A 21,757-nucleotide genomic window follows, 5' to 3' on the forward strand; every position below is an offset into this window, starting at 1 on the left:
GTAAGCGTCACCCGTCTCCGTAAGCGTCACCCGTCGTCGTCAAGGGGGAACGATGCCCGTCCGTAAACAAGCCATGATCCTCTTCCGGCTGTCCTGGCTGGCCGTCTTCGCGCTCATCCTCCTCGATGTGTTCCGCGTGCTGTCGGTCTCCTGGTGGCTGACCATGCTGCCCGGGGCCGTCGCCATCGCCGTGACCCTTGGTGTGAGCCGTATCGGCCGTGCCCACCACGCGGACCGGCCCGCCGCGATCGAGGTGGCGCCTCCCGTCAGGGGCCGCTGGTCCGCGCTCAACAGCCCGGCCGACAAGGTGCCGAGCCATGGCACACACACGTATGGGCAGACCTACGCGATCGACATCGTGGCGGAGGGGAAGCCCGGTGCCGCCCGTCCCGCCTTCACCTGGCTGTGGCCGATCGTGCGGCGCAACCGCGACTTCCCGGCCTTCGGCGAACCGCTTCTCGCGGTGGCGGACGGGACCGTCGTGTACGCCAGGGACCGGCAGCGCGACCATCTCAGCCGCAACTCATTCCCGGCCCTCGTCCATCTGATGCTCATCGAGAGCGTCGTACGTGAGATCGCCGGAGCGGGCCGGGTCACGGGCAACCGTCTCGTACTCGACCTCGGGAACGGTACGTACGCGATGTACGCCCATCTCCAGCGCGGCTCACTCCAGGTCCGCGCGGGCGAGCGGGTACGGACCGGCCAGCCCCTGGCCCGTTGCGGCAACTCGGGCAACTCGTCGGAGCCGCATGTGCACTTCCAGCTCATGGACCACCCGGACCCGGACGCGGCGCGAGGCATCCCGTTCCGCTGGGAGGGCATCGGAGTCCCGGCCAATACGGAGGAGTTCACGGTGGGCGGGGAACTGGCGGCGGGGGAGGAGGAGGGGGAAGGGGAGGGGGTCACCTTTGAGGAGAAGCTCGCCTCTGAGAAGAAGCGCATCTCTGAGGTGAAGCGCATCTCTGAGGTGAAGCTCACCTCTGAGGAGAAGCTCGCCTTTGAGGAGAAGCTCGCCTTTGAGGAGGAGCGGACGATCGCTCCGTCAGGGCCCACACGAGAAGCGCGAGGCAACTGAACGACGCGCCCAGCACGCAGACGGCGCCCCAGCCCGCCGCCGCGTACAGCGAGGTGGAGGCGATGGCGCCGGTGGCGCTGCCGATGGAGTAGAAGATCATGTAGCCGCCGAACAGCCGACTGCCCGCGTCCGGGGCGAGTGCGTGGATCAGGCTCTGGCTGGTGACATGGACCGCCTGTACGGCGAGGTCGAGGACGATCACGCCGACCACCAGCGCCCATAGCGAGTGCCGGGTGAGGGCCAGGGGCACCCAGGACGCGGCGAGCAGGACCAGACCGATACCGGTCGTCCACCGGGAGAGACCACGGTCGTTGAGTCGTCCGGCCGCCGTCGCGGCGAGGGCACCCGCCGCCCCCGCCAGTCCGAACGCGCCGATCGCGGAGTCCGACAGCGAGAACGGGGGCGCGCTGAGCGGCAGCGCGACGCAGCTCCACAGAGTGCTGAACGCGGCGAAGACCAGCAGAGCGAGCAGGGCGCGGATCCGCAGGAGGCGTTCCCGGGCGAACAGAGTGACGGTGGAGCGGAGCAGCCGCCCGTAGCTGAGGGTTGAAGGCACCGCGCGGGGCCGTCGTGTGCGGGACGGTAGCGCCCGGGATGGCAGTGCGCGGTGCAGCGTGAGGGCGAGTACGCAGGTGAGGGCCGCCGAGGTGAGATAGACGGAGCGCCAGCCGGCCAGATCCGCCAGCAGTCCGGACACGGTGCGGGCGAGCAGGATGCCGGTGACCACACCGCTGGTCACGAGACCGACGACGCTCCCGCGCCGCGCTGTCGGTGCGAGCGATGCCGCGAAGGCCACCAGCGTCTGGGTCACCACCGCGAGAAGTCCTACGACGGCCATCCCCACCAGCAGAACGGCCCCGGTGGTGGCGGTGCCGACCAGGGCCAGCGCTGCCGCGAGCAGCAGGAGCTGCACCGAGACGAGGCGTCTGCGGTCGACCAGATCGCCCAGCGGGACGAGGAAGAAGAGCCCCAGGCCGTAACCGATCTGGGTGAGGGTGACGACGGCACCGAGCGTCGCCGGACTCATCGCGAAGTCATGGCCGAGGGTCACGAGGAGCGGCTGGGCGAAGTAGACATTGGCCACCGCGGACCCGCATGCGACGGCGAGGAGCAGGGTGATGCCGGGGGACAGTACGTAACGGGTACCGGCTGTCGCTGCTTTCTCCGGTTGTCCAGTGCTTGCGAGCCGTCCGGTGCCTGGGGTCTGTGCGGTGCCTGGGGTCTTCTGGATTGTGGTGTCCTCGCTGTCGCCCATCAGTACCCTCCAGAGCCGCATTGGTTTCATCTTGCTACCGGTCGGGACGCTATCCGTCTTGGTAGCATGTTGCAACCGATGTGACGGTGGAGCGGGATGCGGGACGCAAGAACGACGGACCCCAAGAGGAACGACGGACCCCAAGAGGGAAGGCGGGCGCCATGGTGAGAAGGACGCGTTTTGACGACAGCGACTGTCCGGTCGCGCGATCGGTCGACGCGATCGGCGACTGGTGGTCCCTGCTGATCGTCCGGGACGCCTTTGACGGCAGCCGCCGCTTCGGGGAGTTTCAGCGCAGCCTCGGTGTGGCGAAGAACATCCTCACCACGCGCCTGCGCGCCCTGGTTGCCGGCGGAATCCTGGAGGCTGTCCCTGCCTCCGACGGCAGCGCGTACCAGGAGTACGTCCTGACTCCGAAGGGCAAAGCTCTCTTCCCCGTGATCGTGGCGCTGCGGCAGTGGGGCGAGGGGCACTTCTTCGCCCCCGGCGAACCGCACTCGAAGATGACCGACCGCCGACATGGGCAGCCCCTCCACGCCCTGGAGATCCGCGCGGCGGACGGCCGACGGCTTGAGGCGGACGACACGATCGTCAACAAGGTGCCTTGACGAGGTGCGTGGCGGGGATGGGTGGTGCGGGTGGGAGGTGGGTGGCGGGTGCGTGGTGGTGGGTTGGTGGTTGGTGGGTTGGTGCGGGTGGGTGGTGGGTGTGCGCGGGAGTGGAGTGGGGTGGTGACGACACCGGCTCAGCGACAGACCGTCCACTGTCTGCTGGGGTTCAGTCCCATGTCTGGGATGGGGTTGTCGGGTGCGGGTGAGGACCGAGGGGTAGTCGGGGTGGGCCGGCAGGTCCCGTGCCACGCGGGGGCCGCCCCTCTGGCTTTGAGTTTCGCGATTGCGGGCCGGGCGTCAAGGGCGCTCCTCCGTCGCGTCGGCAAGCCGATTCCGCTCCGCTCCACCCTTGACCCCCGTCCCTCCATCGCAAGTGCGGATCAGTGGGAGGGGCGGCCCGGGGGAAGGGGTCCCCGGGGGGCTCAGATGGGGGTGCCTGTTTCCTTCCCGGCCTCGGGTTGGTGGGCCCTGCGGGGCTGCGCGGCAGTGGAGTGGGGCGGCCCGGCACCGGCTCAGCGACAGACCGTTCATTGTCTGCTGGGGTTCAGACCCGTGTCTGAGATCCGTGGTGACGTGGCACCCCAAGCGCCAGGCGGACGAACTGGCGCCCTCGACGGTCCGGATGGGCTCGTATGTCTGCCCTTTTTGCTGGTCGGGGACCTGTGAGGACGCTTCCCGTGTCACTAGGACGCAAGAGACGTCCGAAGGACGCAGCCGGACCCATCGCCGCGCCATTCCCGGGGAAAGAGGCCTGACTAGCCCCACCGATGCCCCATATGCCCATATTTGGAAGGGCGTTGGGGGGTCCTATGAGGCGGTCGTGTGTCCTCAGGTGCGCTAGGCGGGTCCCAGACCACAAACAGACCCCGAACCGGCCCACTCGCACCCGCCACGGACACACCCACCCCACCAACCACCCACCCCAGATACGGGACTGAGCCCCAGCAAGCAGCGGACAGAAAGCCGCCGAGCCGGTGTCGTCACCGCCCCATTCCACTGTCGCGCAGCCCCGCAGGGCCCACCAACCCGAGGCCGGGAAGGAAACAGGCACCCCCATCTGAGCCCCCCGGGGACCCCTTCCCCCGGGCCGCCCCTCCCACTGATCCGCACTTGCGATGGAGGGACGGGAGTCAAGGGTGACCGAAGGTCATCGGCTTGCCGACGCGACAAAGGAGCGCCCTTGACGCCCGGCCCGCAATCGCGAAACTCAAACCCAGAGGGGCGGCCCCCGCGTGGCACGGGACCTACCGGCCCACCCCGACTACCCCTCGGCCCTCACCCGCACACAGCCATCCCATCCCAGACATGGGACTGAACCCCAGCAGACAGCGGACGGTCTGTCGCTGAGCCGGTGCCGTCACCACCCCACTCCACTCCCGCGCACACCCACCACCCGCACCAACCCACCCACCACCAACCACGCACCCACCATCCACCCCCACCGGTCCACCCGTCCCCGCCGAGGCGTCATAGCGGGCGTGCTCCATCAGCCTTTAGCCTCGCTCCATGCCACCGGTCAAGAAGCGCACCCGCAGTTACGACTCCGCCAAGATCCGGACCGCCGTTCTGGCGCAGTTCGGGAACGTACGCGAAGCCGTCGCCGGCCTTACGGCCGAGCAGCTCGCTCTGCCCACCGCCCTTGGGGGCTGGACCGTTCGTGAGTTGGCCGCTCATCTGACCATGGCCGTCGAGTCCGTCTCCCGGACCATCGAGCTGTCCGCGCAACCGTCCGATCAACACCCCACCCAGCGGCCCGATCAGCGGCCCGATCGACAGTCCGCCCCCGCCCCCGCTCCCGTCCTCCCCCTCCTTGACTGGCCTTTCGCGACCGCCGGTCTCGCCGAGGACATCAGCCAGGATGTCAAGGTGGTCGCCGCGTCCGCTTCCCCCGACGAGTTGTTCGAGCGCACCGCCGAGCGGATCGCCGCGTTGCTGCCCGGGACCCCCGACGACCGGCTGCTCACCACGCGGCTCGGTGTCATGCGGCTCGGCGACTTCCTGGTGACCCGGACCGTTGAGCTGACCGTCCACACCGACGACCTCAACCGGGCCGTGGCCGGGCTGGATGTTCCGTACGACCGGCAGGCCCTCGCGGCCTGCGCCCGGCTGCTCGCCGACGCGCTCGCGGTGAAGGCGCCCGGCGCGTCGACGGAGGTGCGGATTCCGCCGTACGCCGTGGTGCAGTGCGTGGAGGGACCCCGGCACACCCGTGGTACGCCCCCCAATGTCGTGGAGACCGACCCCCTCACCTGGATCCGGCTCGCCACCGGCCGTACGACCTGGCGCGAGGCGCTCGACACGGCGCACGTCAGCGCGAGCGGGGAGCGCGCGGATCTGAGTGGACTGCTTCCGCTCATGGGGTGACGGAGGCGTCGGCACGCAGAGCGACGGAACCGTACGCCATGGCGCTCCGTCCCAGGGACATGCGGAAACAGAAGAGGACCAACATCACCGCGACCACCGCGACCACCGCCACGACCGCGACCACCGCCAACCCGACCGCGACCACCGCGACCACCGCGACCACAGCCACCACCGCGATCGCCGCAGTCACCGTCGTCGCCCTGTTCACGCTGACCGCCTGCGGTACGGAGTCCGGCGTCGGCGGCGGCTCCGGGGGTTCCGTACGGTCCGACCTCCCCCTCACCGATGTCCACTGGAGCGTCGACAGCCTGACCGTCGGCGGCAAGAAGACCGCCGCGCCCGCCGGAGCGAGCGTGGAGATCGGCACCGACGGCCGGGCCAGCGCGCATACGGGGTGCAACACCATCGGCGCGAAGGTCACCGTCGACGGCGACACCGTCACCGTGGGTGAGAAGGAGTCGACGCTGATCGGCTGTCCCGAGCAGCTCCAGGCCTTCGAGAAGGCTCTCGGCGGGGCCTTCGCCGGAAAGCTCAAGGCCACCGTCGAAGAGATCAAGGGGGGCAAGGGCGCCAAGGGGGGTGCGGCCCAGGACCGTCGGCTCACGCTCACCACCGCCGACGGCGACGCGATCACCCTGACCTCCGAGCCGCCCGCCCCGCTCGCCGGTACGGAGTGGACCGTCGACGCGCTGACCGACGGCGCCACCGCGACCTCCCTGCCCCAGGGTGCCGAGGGCAAGGCCCACTTCACGTTCGGTAAGGACGGCACCGTGGAGGGCAGCTTCGGCTGTAACAGTTTCCGCGGCACCGCGAAGGTCTCCGGGGCCGGGACCGGGGCCGGGGAGAAGGCCGCCTCCACGGTCACCTTCGGCCGGCTCTCCAGCACCCGCAAGCTCTGCCCCGGACCCGAGATGACCCTGGAACGCCAGGTGCAGAAGGTGCTGGAGGGCAACGTCACATATGAGCTGCACCACCGTTCCCTGACCATCAAGCAGGCCGACGGCCAGGGCCTGGGCGCCGTGGCGGCGGCTTCCGGCACATAGTCCGACGGGCGATCGCGGAGCCGGCCCGCATCCCCAATTCGGACCAGTGGTCGATCTCGCCTACACTCGGTGGCGTGCCTCGTGGTGATGGACGACTCAACCACGACCTTCTCCCCGGAGAGAAAGGCCCCCAGGACGCTTGTGGCGTCTTCGGAGTCTGGGCCCCGGGTGAAGAGGTCGCCAAGCTCACCTATTTCGGACTGTATGCCCTGCAGCACCGTGGACAGGAGTCCGCGGGCATCGCTGTGAGCAATGGTTCCCAAATCCTCGTTTTCAAGGACATGGGCCTGGTCTCCCAGGTCTTCGACGAAACCTCGCTCAGCTCTCTCCAGGGCCATATCGCGGTGGGCCACGCCCGCTACTCCACCACCGGAGCCTCGGTGTGGGAGAACGCGCAGCCGACCTTCCGGGCCACCGGCCACGGCTCGATCGCGCTCGGTCACAACGGCAATCTGGTCAATACCGCCCAGCTCGCCGAGATGGTCGCCGATCTGCCCAAGGAGAACGGCCGCTCGACCCGGGTTGCCGCCACCAACGACACCGATCTGGTGACGGCGCTGCTGGCCAGCCAGGTGGACGACGACGGCAAGCCCCTCACCGTCGAGGAGGCCGCCGCCAAGATTCTCCCCGATGTCCAGGGCGCCTTCTCGTTCGTCTTCATGGACGAGCACACCCTCTACGCCGCCCGTGACCCGCAGGGCATCCGCCCGCTCGTCCTCGGCCGTCTCGAACGCGGCTGGGTGGTCGCCTCCGAGGGCGCCGCCCTCGACATCTGCGGTGCCGCGTATGTCCGTGAGATCGAGCCCGGCGAGCTGATCGCCATCGACGAGAACGGTCTCCGCACCCAGCGGTTTGCGGAAGCGAAGCCCAAGGGCTGTATTTTCGAGTACGTATACCTGGCCCGTCCCGATACGGACATCGCCGGGCGCAACGTCTATCTGTCCCGCGTCGAAATGGGGCGGAAACTCGCCAAAGAATCTCCCGTCGAAGCGGATCTGGTCATAGCGACCCCGGAGTCGGGCACGCCCGCCGCCATCGGTTACGCGGAGGCCAGCGGCATTCCGTACGGCTCGGGCCTCGTCAAGAACGCCTATGTCGGCCGGACCTTCATCCAGCCGTCCCAGACCATCCGCCAGCTGGGCATCCGCCTCAAGCTGAATCCGCTCAGGGAAGTCATCCGGGGCAAGCGACTGGTCGTCGTCGACGACTCGATCGTGCGCGGCAACACGCAGCGGGCCCTGGTCAAGATGCTCCGGGAGGCGGGCGCCGCCGAGGTCCACATCCGGATCTCCTCCCCGCCGGTGAAGTGGCCCTGCTTCTTCGGTATCGACTTCGCCACCCGGGCCGAGTTGATAGCGAACGGGATGACGGTCGAGGAGATCGGGACCTCCATGGGCGCGGATTCCCTCGCCTACATCTCACTCGACGGGATGATCGAGGCGACCACGATCGCCAAGCCGAATCTCTGCCGCGCCTGCTTCGACGGCGAGTACCCGATGGATCTGCCCGATCCCGAACTGCTCGGCAAGCAGCTCCTGGAGACCGAGCTGGCCGCGGGCCCGGCCAATACCGCGGCCGCGGACGCGCTCCGCCGTCCGTAACGCGGGCCCCGGCGCGGGCCCGATGCCCGGTCCCGCACCGGTCCCGCGGCTCCACGGTCCGAGACGCCGGAACACCCGGAAAGCCCGGAAAGCCGGTCCTGTGGTCCCATCGCTCCTCGGACCGGCCCTCACACCCCTCACACCCACCCACCCCGCACTCACCTTGACGACCGAATGCCGACAGGAAAGTACCCAGCCATGTCCGAGACGACTACTGGTGCCAGTTATGCCGCCGCGGGCGTAGACATCGAAGCCGGTGACCGCGCGGTCGAGCTGATGAAGGAGTGGGTGAGGAAGACCCGCCGCCCCGAGGTGCTCGGCGGCATCGGCGGCTTCGCCGGCCTCTTCGACGCCTCCGCCCTCAAGCGCTACGAGCGCCCCCTTCTCGCCTCCGCCACCGACGGGGTCGGTACGAAGGTCGACCTGGCCCGCAAGATGGGCGTGTACGACACGATCGGTCACGATCTGGTCGGCATGGTCGTCGACGACTTGGTCGTCTGCGGCGCGGAGCCGCTCTTCATGACCGACTACATCTGTGTCGGCAAGGTCCACCCCGAGCGGGTCGCCGCCATCGTCAAGGGCATCGCCGAGGGCTGTGTGCTGGCCGGCTGCGCGCTGGTCGGTGGCGAGACCGCCGAGCACCCCGGACTGCTGGGCGAGGACGACTTCGATGTCGCGGGCGCGGGTACGGGCGTGGTCGAGGCGGACCGGCTGCTCGGCGCGGATCGTATCCGTACGGGTGACGCGGTGATCGCCATGGCGTCCTCCGGTCTTCACTCCAACGGGTACTCACTGGTCCGTCATGTGGTCTTCGACCGGGCCGGCTGGTCGCTGGACCGCCAGGTCGAGGAGTTCGGCCGGACCCTGGGCGAGGAGCTGCTGGAGCCCACCAAGATCTACTCGCTGGACTGTCTGGCCCTCACCAGGACGACCGAGGTGCACGCGTTCAGTCATGTCACCGGCGGCGGTCTGGCGGCCAATCTCGCCCGGGTGATCCCGGACGGACTGCACGCCAGGGTGGACCGCTCGACCTGGACGCCCGGTGCGGTCTTCGACCTGATCGGAACGGCCGGGCAGGTGGAGCGCCTGGAGCTGGAGAAGACGCTGAACATGGGGGTCGGCATGATCGCCGTCGTCCCGGCGGAGTCGGCCGACGCCGCGCTCACCACGCTCGCCGACCGGGGTGTGGACTCCTGGATCGCCGGCGAGATCACGGAGCGTGGCGACCAGGCCACGGGCGCGGAGCTGACGGGCGACTACCGGAGCTGAGCGGACGGCCCGGGGCCCGGCGGGCATCCGGGCAGCACAGAACCCGGTCCAGGACTACGGCCCTGGACCGGGCCACTGAGATACTGCTCTGGGTATACGGACGTCAAGCGCCGCGGCGCTGCGCCGAGGGCCCGGACTCGTCGTCCTCGTCCTCGTCGTCGTTGTACAGATCCGCGTACTGTGCGTACGGGTCGTCTTCCTCGTCGTCGTCCTCGAACGGCTCGCCGTTCGGCGGCTGACTCGAGGTCGACGCGCCCAGCTCGTTGGCCAGACGCGACAGGTCAGTCCCGCCGCTGTTGTACTTCAGCTGGCGGGCGACCTTCGTCTGCTTGGCCTTGGCCCGGCCGCGCCCCATGGCTCGACCCCCTCGGTGACGGGGCTCGACGGCCCCAGAGTCTTGACACGCGTTCATGAATCAGAACGAGCTCTCCGCGGAGAGACCCGTCCGTAGGGCTTCAACGGTACCTGCTTCCGCGGCCATACGGTACGCCGCCCGCATGACGCGCCCCGGCGCAGGACCAGCGAGGCGCCCCGTCCTCCCTGGTCAGCGTCGATTTTAACCTCTTCTGGAGGGGCGACCCGCCGACCGGCGTGAGTCTCGTCTCCCGGGCGTCCGGCCACCCCTCCCCCGACGGTCAGCGGTGGCGGGCCTCCGCCATCCTGTGCTCGGCGATCCGGTCCGCCGCGGCGGCCGGCGGAATACCATCTTCCTTTGCGCGTGCGAAGATTTCCAGCGTGGTGTCGAAGATCTTCGCGGCCTTCGCGCGGCACCGCTCGAAGTCGAAGCCGTGCAGCTCGTCGGCGACCTGGATCACGCCGCCGGCGTTCACCACGTAGTCGGGGGCGTAGAGGATCCCGCGGTCCGCGAGGTCCTTCTCGACGCCCGGGTGGGCGAGCTGGTTGTTGGCGGCCCCGCACACCACGGTCGCGGTGAGGACGGGGACGGACGAGTCGTTCAGCGCGCCGCCGAGCGCGCACGGGGCGTAGATGTCCAGCCCCTCGGTACGGATCAGCGCCTCGGTGTCGGCGACGGCGGCGACCTGCGGATGCCGGTCCGTGATTTGGCGTACCGACTCCTCGCGCACATCCGCGATCACGACATGCGCGCCGGCCTCCAGGAGGTGCTCCACGAGATGGCGCCCGACCTTGCCGACGCCCGCGATCCCGACCGTACGGCCCCGCAGCGAGGGGTCGCCCCACTGGTGCCGCGCGCTCGCCCGCATGCCCTGGAAGACCCCGTACGCGGTCAGCACCGACGAGTCGCCCGCGCCGCCGTTCTCGGGGGAGCGGCCCGTGGTCCACGCACAGGTGCGGGCCACGACGTCCATGTCCTCGACGTAGGTGCCGACATCGCAGGCCGTGACATACCGACCGCCGAGCGACGACACGAATCGGCCATATGCGAGCAGTAGCTCTTCGCTCTTGATCTGTTCCGGATCGCCGATGATCACCGCCTTACCGCCGCCATGGTCGAGCCCGGCGAGGGCGTTCTTGTACGACATGCCCCGGGAGAGGTTCAGCGCGTCGGCGACGGCCTCGGCCTCGGATCCGTACGGGTAGAAGCGGGTGCCGCCGAGGGCCGGGCCCAGGGCGGTGGAGTGGATGGCGATGACGGCCTTGAGGCCGCTGGAACGGTCCTGGCAGAGCACGACTTGCTCATGGCCCCCCTGCTCCGAGCGGAACAGGGTGTGCAGGACGCCGTCGGTCAGATCGGTCACGGTGGTGACTCCCAAGTACGAAGCGGCGGTGGGAAGTCCCTCCTGTGGGTGGGGAGGGACCGGCTGGGCAAGCAAGAGGGTAAGTCCTACGGGGGCGTAGATGAGCCGCAGTGCACAGGATCACCCCCTGGAGGAGTACAGGCGTGGGACGATGCGCGGCATGCCGGCGGTGTCTTCTGTCCTCGTTCCCTACGCGTCCTACCTGCGGGTCTATGAGCCGCTGGCGGCCTTTCCCGAACCGGAGAGAGATCATTGGACGCGCTACGCCAGACGTGACCGTACGCCCACCGCACAGGACGAACTGCGCCGCTCCCTGGCCGACTTGCTGCCCACTCCGCCGGTCGCCGTGCCGGTGCACGAGAGCGGGGACGCGTTCGTCGCCGTGGTGGACGGGGTGGTGTGCGTCTGTCCGTGGCGTACCCGCCTGCGTGGCTGGCTGGCACTGGAGGAGCTGGCGGAGTCGCTGCCCGTGCCGCTGCTCGACGCGGTGCTGCCGCCGGTGGTGCGCGGACAGGCCGTCGCGGACTACGCGCGCTGGCGGGACCGGAATCCGGACGCGCGGCCCTGGATCAGGACAGCGGTCTGGCAGGTGCCGGTGGGGTGGTTCACGCTCTTCTCCGACGACGAGCGGGAGTACGAGGCGGGCGGGCCCGGGGTGCCCGTGCTGCGCTACCGGACGCCGATGGTCCAGGCGAGACGGCGGCTGGCCCGTGCGCTGAAGACCCTGCGGGAGTCGGTGGACGACGGGCCGCTCATCGAGGGCCTGGTGGATGTGGGACGGTGGCTGGAAGAGTTCCATCCGAGGTCGCTTGTCGAACTGGATTACGGAGGTCTGGTGCACGCTCTCTCCGGGGCCCAGCTCGCCGAGGACCGTTCGGCCGCCGATGTGGCGGCGGGGATCGCGGCGCTGCGGGCCGGGGACGGCGACGGCGCGGGAGCGGCCTACGGCCGGCTCACGGAGCGCTGGCGGGCGGTGAGGGAGCGGCTGTTCGCGAACTGACCGGTTCGGGCACGCGATGCCGGAACGGGCGGGGAAGCGGGCATGAACCGGTCTTGAAGCGGGCTTGAACGACACTTGAACTCCGGCCCTGGGGCGGAGGTCCCGATCCGGGCCTATGCCCGCAAGCGTGACGGACCGCACTAACGGGGCTCTTGCGCCCATCGCCCCTCCTCGTGTCAAAATAGGACAAGGAGTCCGGGGAGGGTTCCTTCCGCCCAAGTAAGGGCGGATTACTCAGCATTGCACGCTATACGGGGGGTCTGGTGACTCCTGATCGCTCTGTGACTGATCGTATCTGTGACGTGACTGTCCGCTATGGCATGGTCCATCGGCTTCCGCCGCTGATGAACACCTCAGAGGGCAATTCCATCGGTTTGGCCGACGTGGCTGGACGGATGGTGTAGTTGTAGTGCCGAGGACAAGCCGTTCGTCCTATAACCGACTCGGCCCGCGTCCGCCATTTCGGGCAACGCGGGTCAAGGTGCAGAATTTAGAGGAAAGAACCGAGATGGTTCGGTTCTCCCGAGGAGGCCGCTCATGACCGCTCGCACCCCTGATGCCGAGCCGCTGCTGACCCCGGCTGAGGTTGCCACGATGTTCCGCGTGGACCCGAAGACGGTCACCCGCTGGGCAAAAGCCGGCAAGCTCACGTCCATCCGCACGCTCGGTGGGCATCGCCGGTATCGCGAGGCAGAGGTCCGCGCACTGCTTGCGGGTATTCCGCAGCAGCGCAGCGAGGCCTGACGCCTTTTTTCACGGCTCAGCAAGGCGCAACAAGGCACTACAGGGCACAACTGGGCTCAATGACCAGGGCACTGCCGGGTCCCCCATATCCGGTCGTCCCGACCCATAGCTCCATACGACGGGCACCTGCCCCAACAGGTCCCATGCCCTCGCAACACGGGTAAGTCGTCGATCGCGCTGGACTCCGCCGGGTCCAGCGCGATCTTTTTTGTGCCGGGGAGGCGGGCGTTCCGGTCCAGCTCGGCCGCTGTGTGAAGGGTGGGGCGGGTGATTCCGGAGGGATTCCGACGGTAGTGCAATTGCACATATTAAATTCGTGGATTGTAGGAAGGGTGTAAGCGCTGCCCTTGGTCGAAATTGTTCCGTGATGCCCGTCACACCCCATGCCCCTTGTCAACGATGTCCGTCCCACCCGTCGGATCCGACCGCATCGGCGCCGGTGGCGGCCCCGGACCGGTCTGCGGCCGGTGTGCGACCGGGAGAGGCCGACGGAGGCGCTCGTAGGCGCTCGTAGGCCGTTCGTAGGCCGCTCAGCGCTCGTGGGAGTCACGCGGGGCTCAGGGAGCGGACGGAGCCAGATCGTCGGGTAACTCGGCCTTGAGGAAGCCGACCGCGAAGCCGTCGTCGGCCGCGCCGGGCTCCATGGCGAGGCGCTGGAGGCGGTGGCAGATCGGGCAGTACCCCGTACGGTGCGGATGGCCTGACGCGGCCGCCAGATGGGCGCGCAGCAGTGCGCGCGTCTCGTGCCTCGCTGTCGATGACATCCCGGACACCACCCCCCGGTGCGGGCCCCGGGCTGGGACGAACAAGGGGCCTTGGTGTTTAGGTACCCCCGGCGGATCGCGCCGTCAAGACACTCAGGACATGGCCCCGGGGATTTGGGCACGCCATTACTGCGGCCTTACCGCGGCGTCGACGGCCCTTGCCTTACGCGAGGGAGTCGGCCGCGCGGGCCGGGCGCCGAGCGGCCCGCGCGGCCCGTGCCCACGCCCCGGATGCGGGCACACGGCGGCTCCGCCGCGGGCTCGGTGCGGGCGCGGCCTCCCGGGCGGCCTCGGCTCGGTGCGGCCTCGGCTCGGACGTGGTGCGGACGTGGTGCGGACATGGCGCGGGCACACGAAAGGGCCCGCATCCGATGGGATGCGGGCCCTTTCACTGCGGTCCTGACGGGATTTGAACCCGCGGCCTCCACCTTGACAGGGTGGCGAGCACTCCAAGCTGCTCCACAGGACCAGGTTTCGCGGCCTTGTTTCCTCGGCTGCGAAACGAGACTCTACAGCAGCTCGGAGGGTGCGGTCGAACTGACCGATGGCGACAGGACCGTCACGGCGCCACCGCGTCGATCGCCTTCATGATGCGTTTGTCCGAGACCGGCTGCGCCGTGCCCAGGGCGTGGGCGAAATAGCTCACCCGCAGCTCCTCGATCATCCAGCGGATGTCCAGGACCTGCTGCGGTACCGGCCGCCCCTTCGGGAGCTGTTCGAGCAGCCAGGCGTACTCGTCCCGCATCTCGTGGACCTTCTCCATCCGCGTGGTGTCGCGCTGGACGGCCGTCGGCATCTGCTGGAGCCGCCGGTCCACCGCCACGAGATAGCGCATCAGGTCGGGCAGCCGGCGCAGCCCGGTGCGGGTGACGAAGCCGGCCGGTACGAGGGCCGCGAGCTGGTCCCTGACGTCCTGGACGTTGTTCACCAGCGTCAGACTGTTCGTGGCCTTCAGGCGGCGCTCACAGGCCTGCCAGGCGGCCAGGATCTGCTGTACCTGGCCGATGGTCCGTACGGTCATGTCGACGAGGTCGGCGCGGACCTTGTCGTACAGCTTCCGGAACGATTCCTCGTCCCACGCCGGACCCCCGTGTTCCGCGATCAGCCGGTCCGCCGCGGCCATCGCGCAGTCGTCGAAGAGCGCCTGGACCGAGCCGTGCGGATTGCGGGACAGCGCCAGCTTCTGCTGGTTGGAGAGCTTGTCCGAGGCGAACTTCGCCGGGTTCACCGGGATGTTCAGCAGGATCAGCCGCCGGGTCCCCGCCCACATCGCCTGCTGCTGCTCCGCCTCCGTGTCGAAGAGGCGTACGGCCACGGTGGCGCCCTGGTCGACCAGGGCGGGATACGCCTTGACCGGCTGGCCGGCCCGGCGGGTCTCGAAGACCCGGGAGAGGCCGCCGATCGTCCAGGCCGTCAGCCCCGTACGCTCGATCGACGCGCCGCCCGAGCGCTCCGCGGTGGCCGCGGCGGCCTGGGAGAGGGCCTGACGGGCCTTGGGCCGCAGACGCAGCTTCAGCGCGTCCAGATCCTTGTCCTCGGCGATCTTGCGGCGCCGCTCGTCGACGATCCTGAATGTGATCTTCAGATGGTCGGGCACCCGTGACAGATCGAAGTCGTCGCCCGTGACCGGCACGCCCACCATCCGCTGGAGCTCACGCGCGAGCGTGACCGGCAGCGGTTCCTGGAGCGGCACCGCCCGTTCCAGGAACGCCTTCGAGTAGTTCGGCGCGGGCACGTAATGACGGCGGACCGGCTTGGGCAGGGAGCGGATCAGCTCCATGACGACGTCCTCGCGCAGCCCGGGGATCTGCCAGTCGAAGCCCTCGGAGGTGACCTGGTTGAGGACCTGGAGCGGTACGTGGACGGTCACCCCGTCCGCGTCCGCGCCCGGTTCGAACTGGTAGGTCACACGGAACGTGAGCGGGCCCTGCCGCCAGGAGTCCGGATAGTCGTCCTTGGTGACCGAGCCGGCCTTCTCGTTGATGAGCATCGACCGCTCGAAATCGAGCAGTTCCGGCTCCTCGCGGCGCTTCTCCTTCCACCAGGAGTCGAAGTGCGCGCCGGAGACCACGTCGTCCGGTACCCGCCGGTCGTAGAAGTCGTAGAGCGTCTCGTCGTCCACGAGGATGTCGCGGCGCCGTGCGCGGTGCTCCAGCTCCTCGACCTCGCCCAGCAGTTTGCGATTGTCATGGAAGAACTGGTGGTGCGTCCGCCAGTCGCCCTCGACCAGCGCGTTGCGGATGAACAGCTCCCGCGAGATCTCGGGATCGATACGGCCGAAATTCACCTTGCGCTGGGCGACGATCGGTACGCCGTACAGCGTCACCTTCTCGTACGCCATCACGGCCGCCGCGTCCTTCTCCCAGTGCGGCTCGCTGTAGGTGCGCTTGAGCAAATGGCCGGCGAGGGGTTCGATCCACTCGGGCTCGATCTTCGCGTTCACGCGCGCCCAGAGCCGGGAGGTCTCCACCAGCTCGGCGGACATGATGAAGCGCGGCGGCTTCCGGAAGAGCGACGAGCCCGGGAACACCGCGAATTTGGCGCCGCGCGCGCCCAGGTACTCGTTCTTCCCGGCGCTCTTCCCGGCGTTCTTGGCGGCCTCCGCGCCGGCTTCCTTCACGTCCTTCATACCGATGTGCGACAGCAGGCCCGCCAGCAGCGAGACATGGACGGACTGGTCGGCGGCGTCCTCCTCGTTGAGGTGGATACCCATCTGCCGGGCGACCGTACGGAGCTGGGAGTAGATGTCCTGCCACTCCCGGATCCGCAGGAAGTTCAGATACTCCGACTTGCACATCCGGCGGAAGGCGGACGAGGACAGCGTCTTCTGCTGCTCCCTGATGTACCGCCAGAGATTGAGGAAGGCGAGGAAGTCCGACGTGTCGTCCTTGAAGCGGGCGTGCTGCTGATCGGCCTGGGTCTGCTTCTCGGCGGGGCGCTCGCGCGGGTCCTGGATGGAGAGCGCGGCGGCGATCACCATGACTTCCCGTACACAGCCGTTGCCGTCGGCCTCGATGACCATCCGGGCGAGGCGCGGGTCGACGGGGAGCTGGGAGAGCTTGCGGCCCAGCGGTGTGAGCCTCTTCTTCGGATCCTTCTGCGCGGCCTGCGACGGGTCGAACGCGCCCAGCTCCTGGAGAAGCTGCACACCGTCGCGGATATTGCGGTGGTCCGGCGGATCGATGAAGGGGAACCGCTCGATGTCACCGAGGCCGGCCGCGGTCATCTGGAGGATGACGGAGGCCAGATTCGTACGGAGGATCTCGGCGTCCGTGAACTCCGGGCGGGACTCGAAGTCGTCCTCGGAGTAGAGCCGGATACAGATGCCGTCGGACGTACGGCCGCAGCGGCCCTTGCGCTGGTTGGCGCTGGCCTGCGAGACGCGCTCGATCGGCAGGCGCTGGACCTTGGTGCGGTGGCTGTAGCGGGAGATACGGGCGGTGCCCGGATCGATCACGTACTTGATACCGGGGACGGTCAGCGAGGTCTCGGCCACATTCGTCGCGAGCACGATCCGGCGCGTCACACCACCGGAGGGGCGCTGGAAGACGCGGTGCTGCTCGGCGTGCGAGAGACGGGCGTAGAGGGGGAGGACCTCGGTGCCCCGCAGCTTGCGTTTCTCCAGGGCGTCCGCGGTGTCCCGGATCTCACGCTCGCCGGAGAGGAAGACGAGGATGTCGCCGGGGCCCTCCGAGTGGAGTTCGTCCACGGCCTCGGAGATCGCGGTGATCTGGTCGCGGTCGCCGTCCTCACCGTCCTCCTCCAGAAGGGGGCGGTAGCGGACCTCGACCGGGTAGGTGCGGCCCGAGACCTCCACGATGGGGGCATCGCCGAAGTGGCGGGAGAAGCGCTCCGGGTCGATGGTCGCCGAGGTGATGACGACCTTGAGATCCGGGCGGCGGGGGAGGAGCTGGGCGAGATAGCCCAGCAGGAAGTCGATGTTGAGGCTGCGCTCATGGGCCTCGTCGATGATGATCGTGTCGTACGCGCGCAGCTCGCGGTCCGTCTGGATCTCGGCGAGCAGGATGCCGTCCGTCATCAGCTTGACGAAGGTCGCGTCCTGGTCGACCTGGTCCGTGAAGCGGACCTTCCAGCCGACGGCCTCGCCCAGGGGCGTGTCCAGTTCGTCCGCGACCCGCTCGGCGACGGTACGGGCGGCGAGTCTGCGCGGCTGGGTGTGCCCGATCATGCCGCGGACGCCGCGGCCCAGCTCCAGACAGATCTTGGGGATCTGGGTCGTCTTGCCCGACCCGGTCTCACCCGCGACGATCACGACCTGGTGGTCGCGTATCGCCTCCAGGATCGTGTCCTTCCGCTGGCTGACGGGGAGCTGATCGGGATACGTGACGGCGGGCACGCGCGCGCCGCGCAGCCGCATGCGCTCGCCGGCCTTCCCGGCCTCACCGGCGATCTCGTCCAGCACGGCCTGCCGTGCCTCGGGTTTACGGATGCGCCGGGCGCCCTCGAGACGGCGGCCGAGCCGCTGCGCGTCGCGCAGCGAGACATCGGCCAGCAGGGTCTGGAGATCGGCGAAGGAAGTAGACATACCGAGCCAAGGATCTCACCCGCGGCTCGGGGGTGGCGAACCCATTTCGGTCGCGGCGGCGGGGGCGGACGGATGGGGGGGCGGGAGGTGGCCGGTCGGGGGTGGCCCGGGGGTGATTCGGAGTCGGGTTGGGGGCGGGTTGGCATCGGGTTGGGGGCGTGGCGGGGGTCCGTTGGCGGCCGGGGTGGGGTGAGGGTGGTCCGTTGGCGGCCCGGGGGGCGGCTGGGGGTGGTCTGCCGCCGGTCGGGGGTGGCTCGGCCGGGGGCCCGGCGACGGGGCTCGGCGACGGGGCTCCGGGTGACCAGGCCGTTGGGCTCGGGGTGACCAGGCCGTTCCGTCCGTCACACGGGAGCGTGGACCGCCGCCGCTCGCTGGGCTCTCACCGGTCGACCTCCCGGTGCCACGGGTATAGGGAAGGACTTAGGCCAGGTTCATCCTTTTCATCCCCTTTGTCGCGGAGGTCGCTCGTCCATGTCTGCCACCCCGTCCGCCACCCCGTCTCCGTCCTCGTCCCAGCCGTCGTCCGCGTCGCCGCCGCCGTCGGCAGCGCGGCCGTCGCCCTCGTCGGCAGCGCCGCCGTCCCACTCGGCGCACCCGTTGCCGCCGTCGAACTCGTTGCACCCGGCGAGCTCGTCGAACTCGTCCGTGTCCCCTCCGTCGCCGTCCCTGTCTTCCCCCGTGTCTCCGTCCTCTTGTGCTCCGTCTCCGTCTCCGTCTCCTTCCGTCTCGTTGTCTGCCTCGTCGCAGTCGTCCCAGTTCCCGCCCGCTTCCCCGCTTCCGTCGCTCCCGTTGTCTCTGCCGACCTCTCCGCCCGCGTCGGCCCTGCCGTCCTCCCCGTCGCCTCTGTCCCCTCCGCCGACCCCGGAGGCCTCTCCACCCGCCTCCCCGTCGCCGGTGGCGGGACCGCCGGTGCCGGCACCGCCCGCATCCCCGCCGCCTTCGCCGTCCCTGTCCGCTTCTCCGGCGGCAACGCTTCCGGCGTCTCCACCGGCGTCTCCACCGGTCTCTCCTCCGACGCCGTCGGCGCCACCGTCATCGGTCCCGGTTCCGTCCCCGGCGGCCCCGCCGTCTCCGTCCCTGCCGGCTCCGGCGTCTCCTCCGCCGTCTCCGTCTCCCGCGTCCCCGCCGTCTGCGCCCGCGTCGTCTCCGTCGCCCACATCTCCGGCGGCTCCGGCGGCTCCGGTGGCTCCGGTGGCTCCGGCGATTCTTCCGCCCGTGACTCCTCCGCCCGTGCCGTCTCCGCCGGCCCCGCCCGCGCCGTCGTCGTCCCCTGCGTCTCCGCCTCCGCCGTCGTCCACGGCCGTGCCGTCTCCGTCGTCCCCACCGGCGTCGTCCCCTCCGTCCCCTCCGTCCCCTCCGTCCCCGCAGGCCCACCCCGCGCCGCCCGCGCCGTCCGCTCCCCCTGCTCCGGCCCCCTCACCGGCCCCGTCCTCGCCTCCGTCGCGCCCCTCTCGTCAGGCCATCGTCATCGGCGCGGGCATCGTGGCCGCCACCGTGCTGCTCGGCGTCGTCTCGTACACCTCCACCCGGCCGGAACCGCCCTCCCGCGCCCCGTCCCGGGACAGGGTGATCTCCGAGATCCCCGCCCAGCCGCAGGCCGGGGTCTATCCCGAACTGGTGAAGCTCGCCCGGCGCGGCGTGGGCGATCCGCTCGCCGTGGGGCGTGCGGACGCGCCGGTCGTGATGGTCGAGTACGCCGACTTCAAGTGCGGCTACTGCGGGAAGTTCGCCCGCGACAGCGAGCCCGCGCTGATCAAGAAGTACGTCGAGGACGGCACCCTCCGTATCGAGTGGCGCAACTTCCCGATCTTCGGCAACCAGTCCGAGGCCGCGGCCCGCGCCGCCTGGGCGGCCGGACGGCAGGGCCGCTTCTGGCAGTTCCACGCCGCCGCGTACGCCGAGGGATCGAAGGAGAAGGGCTTCGCCGTCGACCGGCTCGACCAGCTCGCCCGCGAGGCCGGGGTGAAGGACATCAACCGGTACAGGGACGACCGCGAGAGTGACGCCGCCGAGGCGTCCGTACGCAAGGACCAGGCGGAGGCGTACGGGCTCGGCGCCACCTCCACCCCGTCCTTCCTCGTCAATGGCCGTCCCATCGCGGGCGCCCAGCCGTTGGAGACCTTCACCCGGGCCATCGAGGCGGCGAAGAAGGACCCCCCGCCCAAGCTCACCCCGCAGAAGGAGACGGCTCCGAAGGGCACGGCCCCGAAGGATCCGCCGACCAACGGCACAGCCCCGAAGGACCTCCCGACGACGAACTCTTCGACGAACGGGACGCTCCCGAAGGACCTCCCGACCAAGGACCCCACGAAGAGGGACAGCAAGGGCGGCCCCGGACCGGCCGAGGGCAACGAGGACAACAAGGGAGGCAAGGGCGATCGGTGACGACCGACATCGGCTATCCGGTCGCGCTGCTCGGCGGTCTGCTGGCACTGCTCAGCCCGTGCAGCGCCCTGCTGCTGCCCGCGTTCTTCGCGTACTCCATCGACTCGGCGGGCCGCCTTCTCGCCCGTACCGGCATCTTCTATCTGGGACTGGCCACCACCCTCGTCCCGCTGGGCGCCGCCGGTTCGTTCGCGGGGCGGCTCTTCTACGGCCACCGCGATCTGCTGGTCGCCCTCGGCGGCTGGCTGATCATCGCGCTCGGGCTCGCCCAGATCCTCGGCCTGGGCTTCGCCTCACGCCGTATCGCCGGGCTGTCGGGCCGGATCCGCCCCACGACCGCGCTGTCCGTGTACGCGCTCGGGCTGGTCTACGGGCTCGCGGGCTTCTGCGCGGGGCCGATCCTCGGCAGCGTGCTGACGGTGGCCGCGCTGAACGGCACACCGGTCTACGGGAGCGTGCTGCTCGCGGTGTACGCGCTCGGTATGGCCGTACCGCTGTTCCTGCTGGCCCTGCTCTGGGAGCGGTACGGTCTCGGCCGCCGGACCTGGCTGCGCGGCCGTGCCTTCCGGGCCGGCCGCTTCGAGCTGCACACGACCTCGTTGCTCTCCGGGTTCTTCTTCGTTGTGCTGGGCGCGGTCTTCCTCGTCTTCGACGGGACGACCGCGCTGCCGGGGCTGCTCTCGGTCGACGCGTCCTTCGAGGCCGAACGGTGGGCGCGCGGGGTCGCCGCGGCCGTGCCGGACTGGGCGCTGCTGACGGCGGTGGCACTGGTGGCGGTCGTGGTGGTCGTGCGCACGGTGACGCGCCGGCCGCGCGGGCGGGGTGCGAGCGAGCCGGACCGTACCGAGAAGGCCGGAACGGGCGGCGCCTGAGCGGCGCGACCGGACGGCGCGCGGTCAGACGGCGCGTGACCGGACGGCCCGCGGCCAGACGGCGCGTGAGAGGTGCTGGACGTGGGAGGCGCTGGAGAGGCGCGTACGGGAAAGCCCCTCCGCCGGAGAAGCCAAAAAGCCCCCCGCCGAGATAATCGGTGGGGGGCTTGTGTCCTTGCGGACAGTGGTGGCTGGGGCCGGGATCGAACCGGCGACCTATCGCTTTTCAGGCGATCGCTCGTACCAACTGAGCTACCCAGCCACGCAACCTGACGGTTGCAGCGGTCCTGACGGGATTTGAACCCGCGGCCTCCACCTTGACAGGGTGGCGAGCACTCCAAGCTGCTCCACAGGACCATGCGATGTGCGAGCACCAGTCTCGCACACAGTGACGCGTGCCCCCAACGCGATTAGTGTCCCCACCATCACCGGACTGGTGATTCCCAGTGACCGGATGGACACGTACCGCTTGGCTGATGTCGCTGAATCAGCGTAGCAGACCCAAGGTCA

At 69.6% G+C, this 21,757-nt stretch carries 15 protein-coding genes, 3 tRNA genes and 1 pseudogene; 10 read left to right on the forward strand and 9 right to left on the reverse strand.

Translation table 11 applies throughout. The features are described from left to right. Positions 1 to 52: 52 nt before the first annotated feature. A pseudogene (locus tag ACWGDX_RS21755) lies at positions 53 to 865 on the forward strand (M23 family metallopeptidase); the annotation flags it as partial. A gap of 109 nt (positions 866 to 974) precedes the next feature. Here the strand turns inward: ACWGDX_RS21755 and ACWGDX_RS21760 are convergent. Further along, complete coding sequence (locus tag ACWGDX_RS21760) at positions 975 to 2,330, reverse strand: MFS transporter (protein ID WP_453627988.1); 1,356 nt, start codon at positions 2,328 to 2,330, stop codon at positions 975 to 977. A gap of 161 nt (positions 2,331 to 2,491) precedes the next feature. On the opposite strand from ACWGDX_RS21760, the gene ACWGDX_RS21765 reads away from it, so the two are divergent. The 5 genes from ACWGDX_RS21765 (at position 2,492) to purM (ending at position 9,218) form a co-directional block, all read left to right on the forward strand. Then, positions 2,492 to 2,938: a winged helix-turn-helix transcriptional regulator gene (locus ACWGDX_RS21765; protein WP_453627910.1), complete on the forward strand. Its 447-nt coding sequence runs from the start codon at positions 2,492 to 2,494 to the stop codon at positions 2,936 to 2,938. Positions 2,939 to 4,447: 1,509 nt separating this feature from the next. Continuing rightward, complete coding sequence (locus tag ACWGDX_RS21770) at positions 4,448 to 5,305, forward strand: sterol carrier family protein (RefSeq protein ID WP_453627912.1); 858 nt, start codon at positions 4,448 to 4,450, stop codon at positions 5,303 to 5,305. A gap of 59 nt (positions 5,306 to 5,364) precedes the next feature. Beyond that, a complete protein-coding gene (locus tag ACWGDX_RS21775) occupies positions 5,365 to 6,348 on the forward strand; it encodes an META domain-containing protein (protein WP_453627913.1) in 984 nt (327 codons plus the stop codon). A 74-nt stretch (positions 6,349 to 6,422) separates the two neighbouring features. Continuing rightward, positions 6,423 to 7,949 (forward strand): amidophosphoribosyltransferase, encoded by a 1,527-nt coding sequence (gene purF, locus ACWGDX_RS21780; RefSeq protein WP_453627915.1) that lies wholly within the window; start codon positions 6,423 to 6,425, stop codon positions 7,947 to 7,949. A gap of 198 nt (positions 7,950 to 8,147) precedes the next feature. Next, positions 8,148 to 9,218, forward strand: a complete 1,071-nt coding sequence (gene purM, locus ACWGDX_RS21785) for a phosphoribosylformylglycinamidine cyclo-ligase (RefSeq protein ID WP_453627917.1) — start codon at positions 8,148 to 8,150, stop codon at positions 9,216 to 9,218. 103 nt (positions 9,219 to 9,321) lie between these two features. On the opposite strand, the gene ACWGDX_RS21790 is transcribed toward purM, so the two are convergent. Both ACWGDX_RS21790 and ACWGDX_RS21795 read right to left on the reverse strand, forming a co-directional pair. After that, a complete protein-coding gene (locus ACWGDX_RS21790) occupies positions 9,322 to 9,573 on the reverse strand; it encodes a DUF3073 domain-containing protein (RefSeq protein WP_046508206.1) in 252 nt (83 codons plus the stop codon). Positions 9,574 to 9,853: 280 nt separating this feature from the next. Beyond that, positions 9,854 to 10,936, reverse strand: a complete 1,083-nt coding sequence (locus ACWGDX_RS21795) for a Leu/Phe/Val dehydrogenase (protein WP_453627920.1) — start codon at positions 10,934 to 10,936, stop codon at positions 9,854 to 9,856. A gap of 160 nt (positions 10,937 to 11,096) precedes the next feature. On the opposite strand from ACWGDX_RS21795, the gene ACWGDX_RS21800 reads away from it, so the two are divergent. Next, complete coding sequence (locus ACWGDX_RS21800; RefSeq protein WP_363083825.1) at positions 11,097 to 11,936, forward strand: hypothetical protein; 840 nt, start codon at positions 11,097 to 11,099, stop codon at positions 11,934 to 11,936. Positions 11,937 to 12,473: 537 nt separating this feature from the next. Next, positions 12,474 to 12,680 carry a developmental transcriptional regulator BldC gene (bldC, locus tag ACWGDX_RS21805; protein ID WP_003949541.1) on the forward strand — a complete coding sequence of 69 codons (207 nt, stop codon included), beginning with the start codon at positions 12,474 to 12,476 and terminating at the stop codon, positions 12,678 to 12,680. Between the two features lie 557 nt (positions 12,681 to 13,237). On the opposite strand, the gene ACWGDX_RS21810 is transcribed toward bldC, so the two are convergent. From ACWGDX_RS21810 to ACWGDX_RS21825, 4 genes are all read right to left on the reverse strand, one after another. Beyond that, on the reverse strand, positions 13,238 to 13,444 hold the full coding sequence (locus tag ACWGDX_RS21810; RefSeq protein ID WP_453627922.1) for a DUF6274 family protein: 207 nt from the start codon (positions 13,442 to 13,444) through the stop codon (positions 13,238 to 13,240). A gap of 394 nt (positions 13,445 to 13,838) precedes the next feature. Continuing rightward, positions 13,839 to 13,913, reverse strand: a tRNA-Asp gene (locus ACWGDX_RS21815). 90 nt (positions 13,914 to 14,003) lie between these two features. After that, complete coding sequence (gene hrpA, locus ACWGDX_RS21820; protein WP_453627924.1) at positions 14,004 to 17,990, reverse strand: ATP-dependent RNA helicase HrpA; 3,987 nt, start codon at positions 17,988 to 17,990, stop codon at positions 14,004 to 14,006. Between the two features lie 440 nt (positions 17,991 to 18,430). Then, positions 18,431 to 19,288: a hypothetical protein gene (locus ACWGDX_RS21825; RefSeq protein ID WP_453627926.1), complete on the reverse strand. Its 858-nt coding sequence runs from the start codon at positions 19,286 to 19,288 to the stop codon at positions 18,431 to 18,433. A 184-nt stretch (positions 19,289 to 19,472) separates the two neighbouring features. On the opposite strand from ACWGDX_RS21825, the gene ACWGDX_RS21830 reads away from it, so the two are divergent. Together ACWGDX_RS21830 and ACWGDX_RS21835 are read left to right on the forward strand one after the other, a co-directional pair. Then, positions 19,473 to 20,375 carry a thioredoxin domain-containing protein gene (locus tag ACWGDX_RS21830; RefSeq protein ID WP_453627928.1) on the forward strand — a complete coding sequence of 301 codons (903 nt, stop codon included), beginning with the start codon at positions 19,473 to 19,475 and terminating at the stop codon, positions 20,373 to 20,375. Beyond that, positions 20,372 to 21,247 (forward strand): cytochrome c biogenesis CcdA family protein, encoded by an 876-nt coding sequence (locus tag ACWGDX_RS21835; protein ID WP_453627930.1) that lies wholly within the window; start codon positions 20,372 to 20,374, stop codon positions 21,245 to 21,247. The genes ACWGDX_RS21830 and ACWGDX_RS21835 overlap by 4 nt, the downstream gene beginning before the upstream one ends. Before the next feature lie 185 nt (positions 21,248 to 21,432). Here the strand turns inward: ACWGDX_RS21835 and ACWGDX_RS21840 are convergent. Continuing rightward, positions 21,433 to 21,509, reverse strand: a tRNA-Phe gene (locus ACWGDX_RS21840). A 20-nt stretch (positions 21,510 to 21,529) separates the two neighbouring features. Beyond that, a tRNA-Asp gene (locus ACWGDX_RS21845) sits at positions 21,530 to 21,604 on the reverse strand. Positions 21,605 to 21,757: the final 153 nt, after the last annotated feature.

It is taken from the genome of Streptomyces sp. NPDC055025, assembly GCF_053608565.1.

Coding starts and splice junctions, on each gene's coding strand:
- ACWGDX_RS21760 (WP_453627988.1), bottom strand. CDS start 2,330: ATGGGCGACAGCGAGGACACCACAATCCAGAAGACCCCAGGCACCGCA.
- ACWGDX_RS21765 (WP_453627910.1), top strand. CDS start 2,492: ATGGTGAGAAGGACGCGTTTTGACGACAGCGACTGTCCGGTCGCGCGA.
- ACWGDX_RS21770 (WP_453627912.1), top strand. CDS start 4,448: ATGCCACCGGTCAAGAAGCGCACCCGCAGTTACGACTCCGCCAAGATC.
- ACWGDX_RS21775 (WP_453627913.1), top strand. CDS start 5,365: ATGCGGAAACAGAAGAGGACCAACATCACCGCGACCACCGCGACCACC.
- purM (WP_453627917.1), top strand. CDS start 8,148: ATGTCCGAGACGACTACTGGTGCCAGTTATGCCGCCGCGGGCGTAGAC.
- ACWGDX_RS21790 (WP_046508206.1), bottom strand. CDS start 9,573: ATGGGGCGCGGCCGGGCCAAGGCCAAGCAGACGAAGGTCGCCCGCCAG.
- ACWGDX_RS21800 (WP_363083825.1), top strand. CDS start 11,097: ATGCCGGCGGTGTCTTCTGTCCTCGTTCCCTACGCGTCCTACCTGCGG.
- bldC (WP_003949541.1), top strand. CDS start 12,474: ATGACCGCTCGCACCCCTGATGCCGAGCCGCTGCTGACCCCGGCTGAG.
- ACWGDX_RS21810 (WP_453627922.1), bottom strand. CDS start 13,444: ATGTCATCGACAGCGAGGCACGAGACGCGCGCACTGCTGCGCGCCCAT.
- hrpA (WP_453627924.1), bottom strand. CDS start 17,990: ATGTCTACTTCCTTCGCCGATCTCCAGACCCTGCTGGCCGATGTCTCG.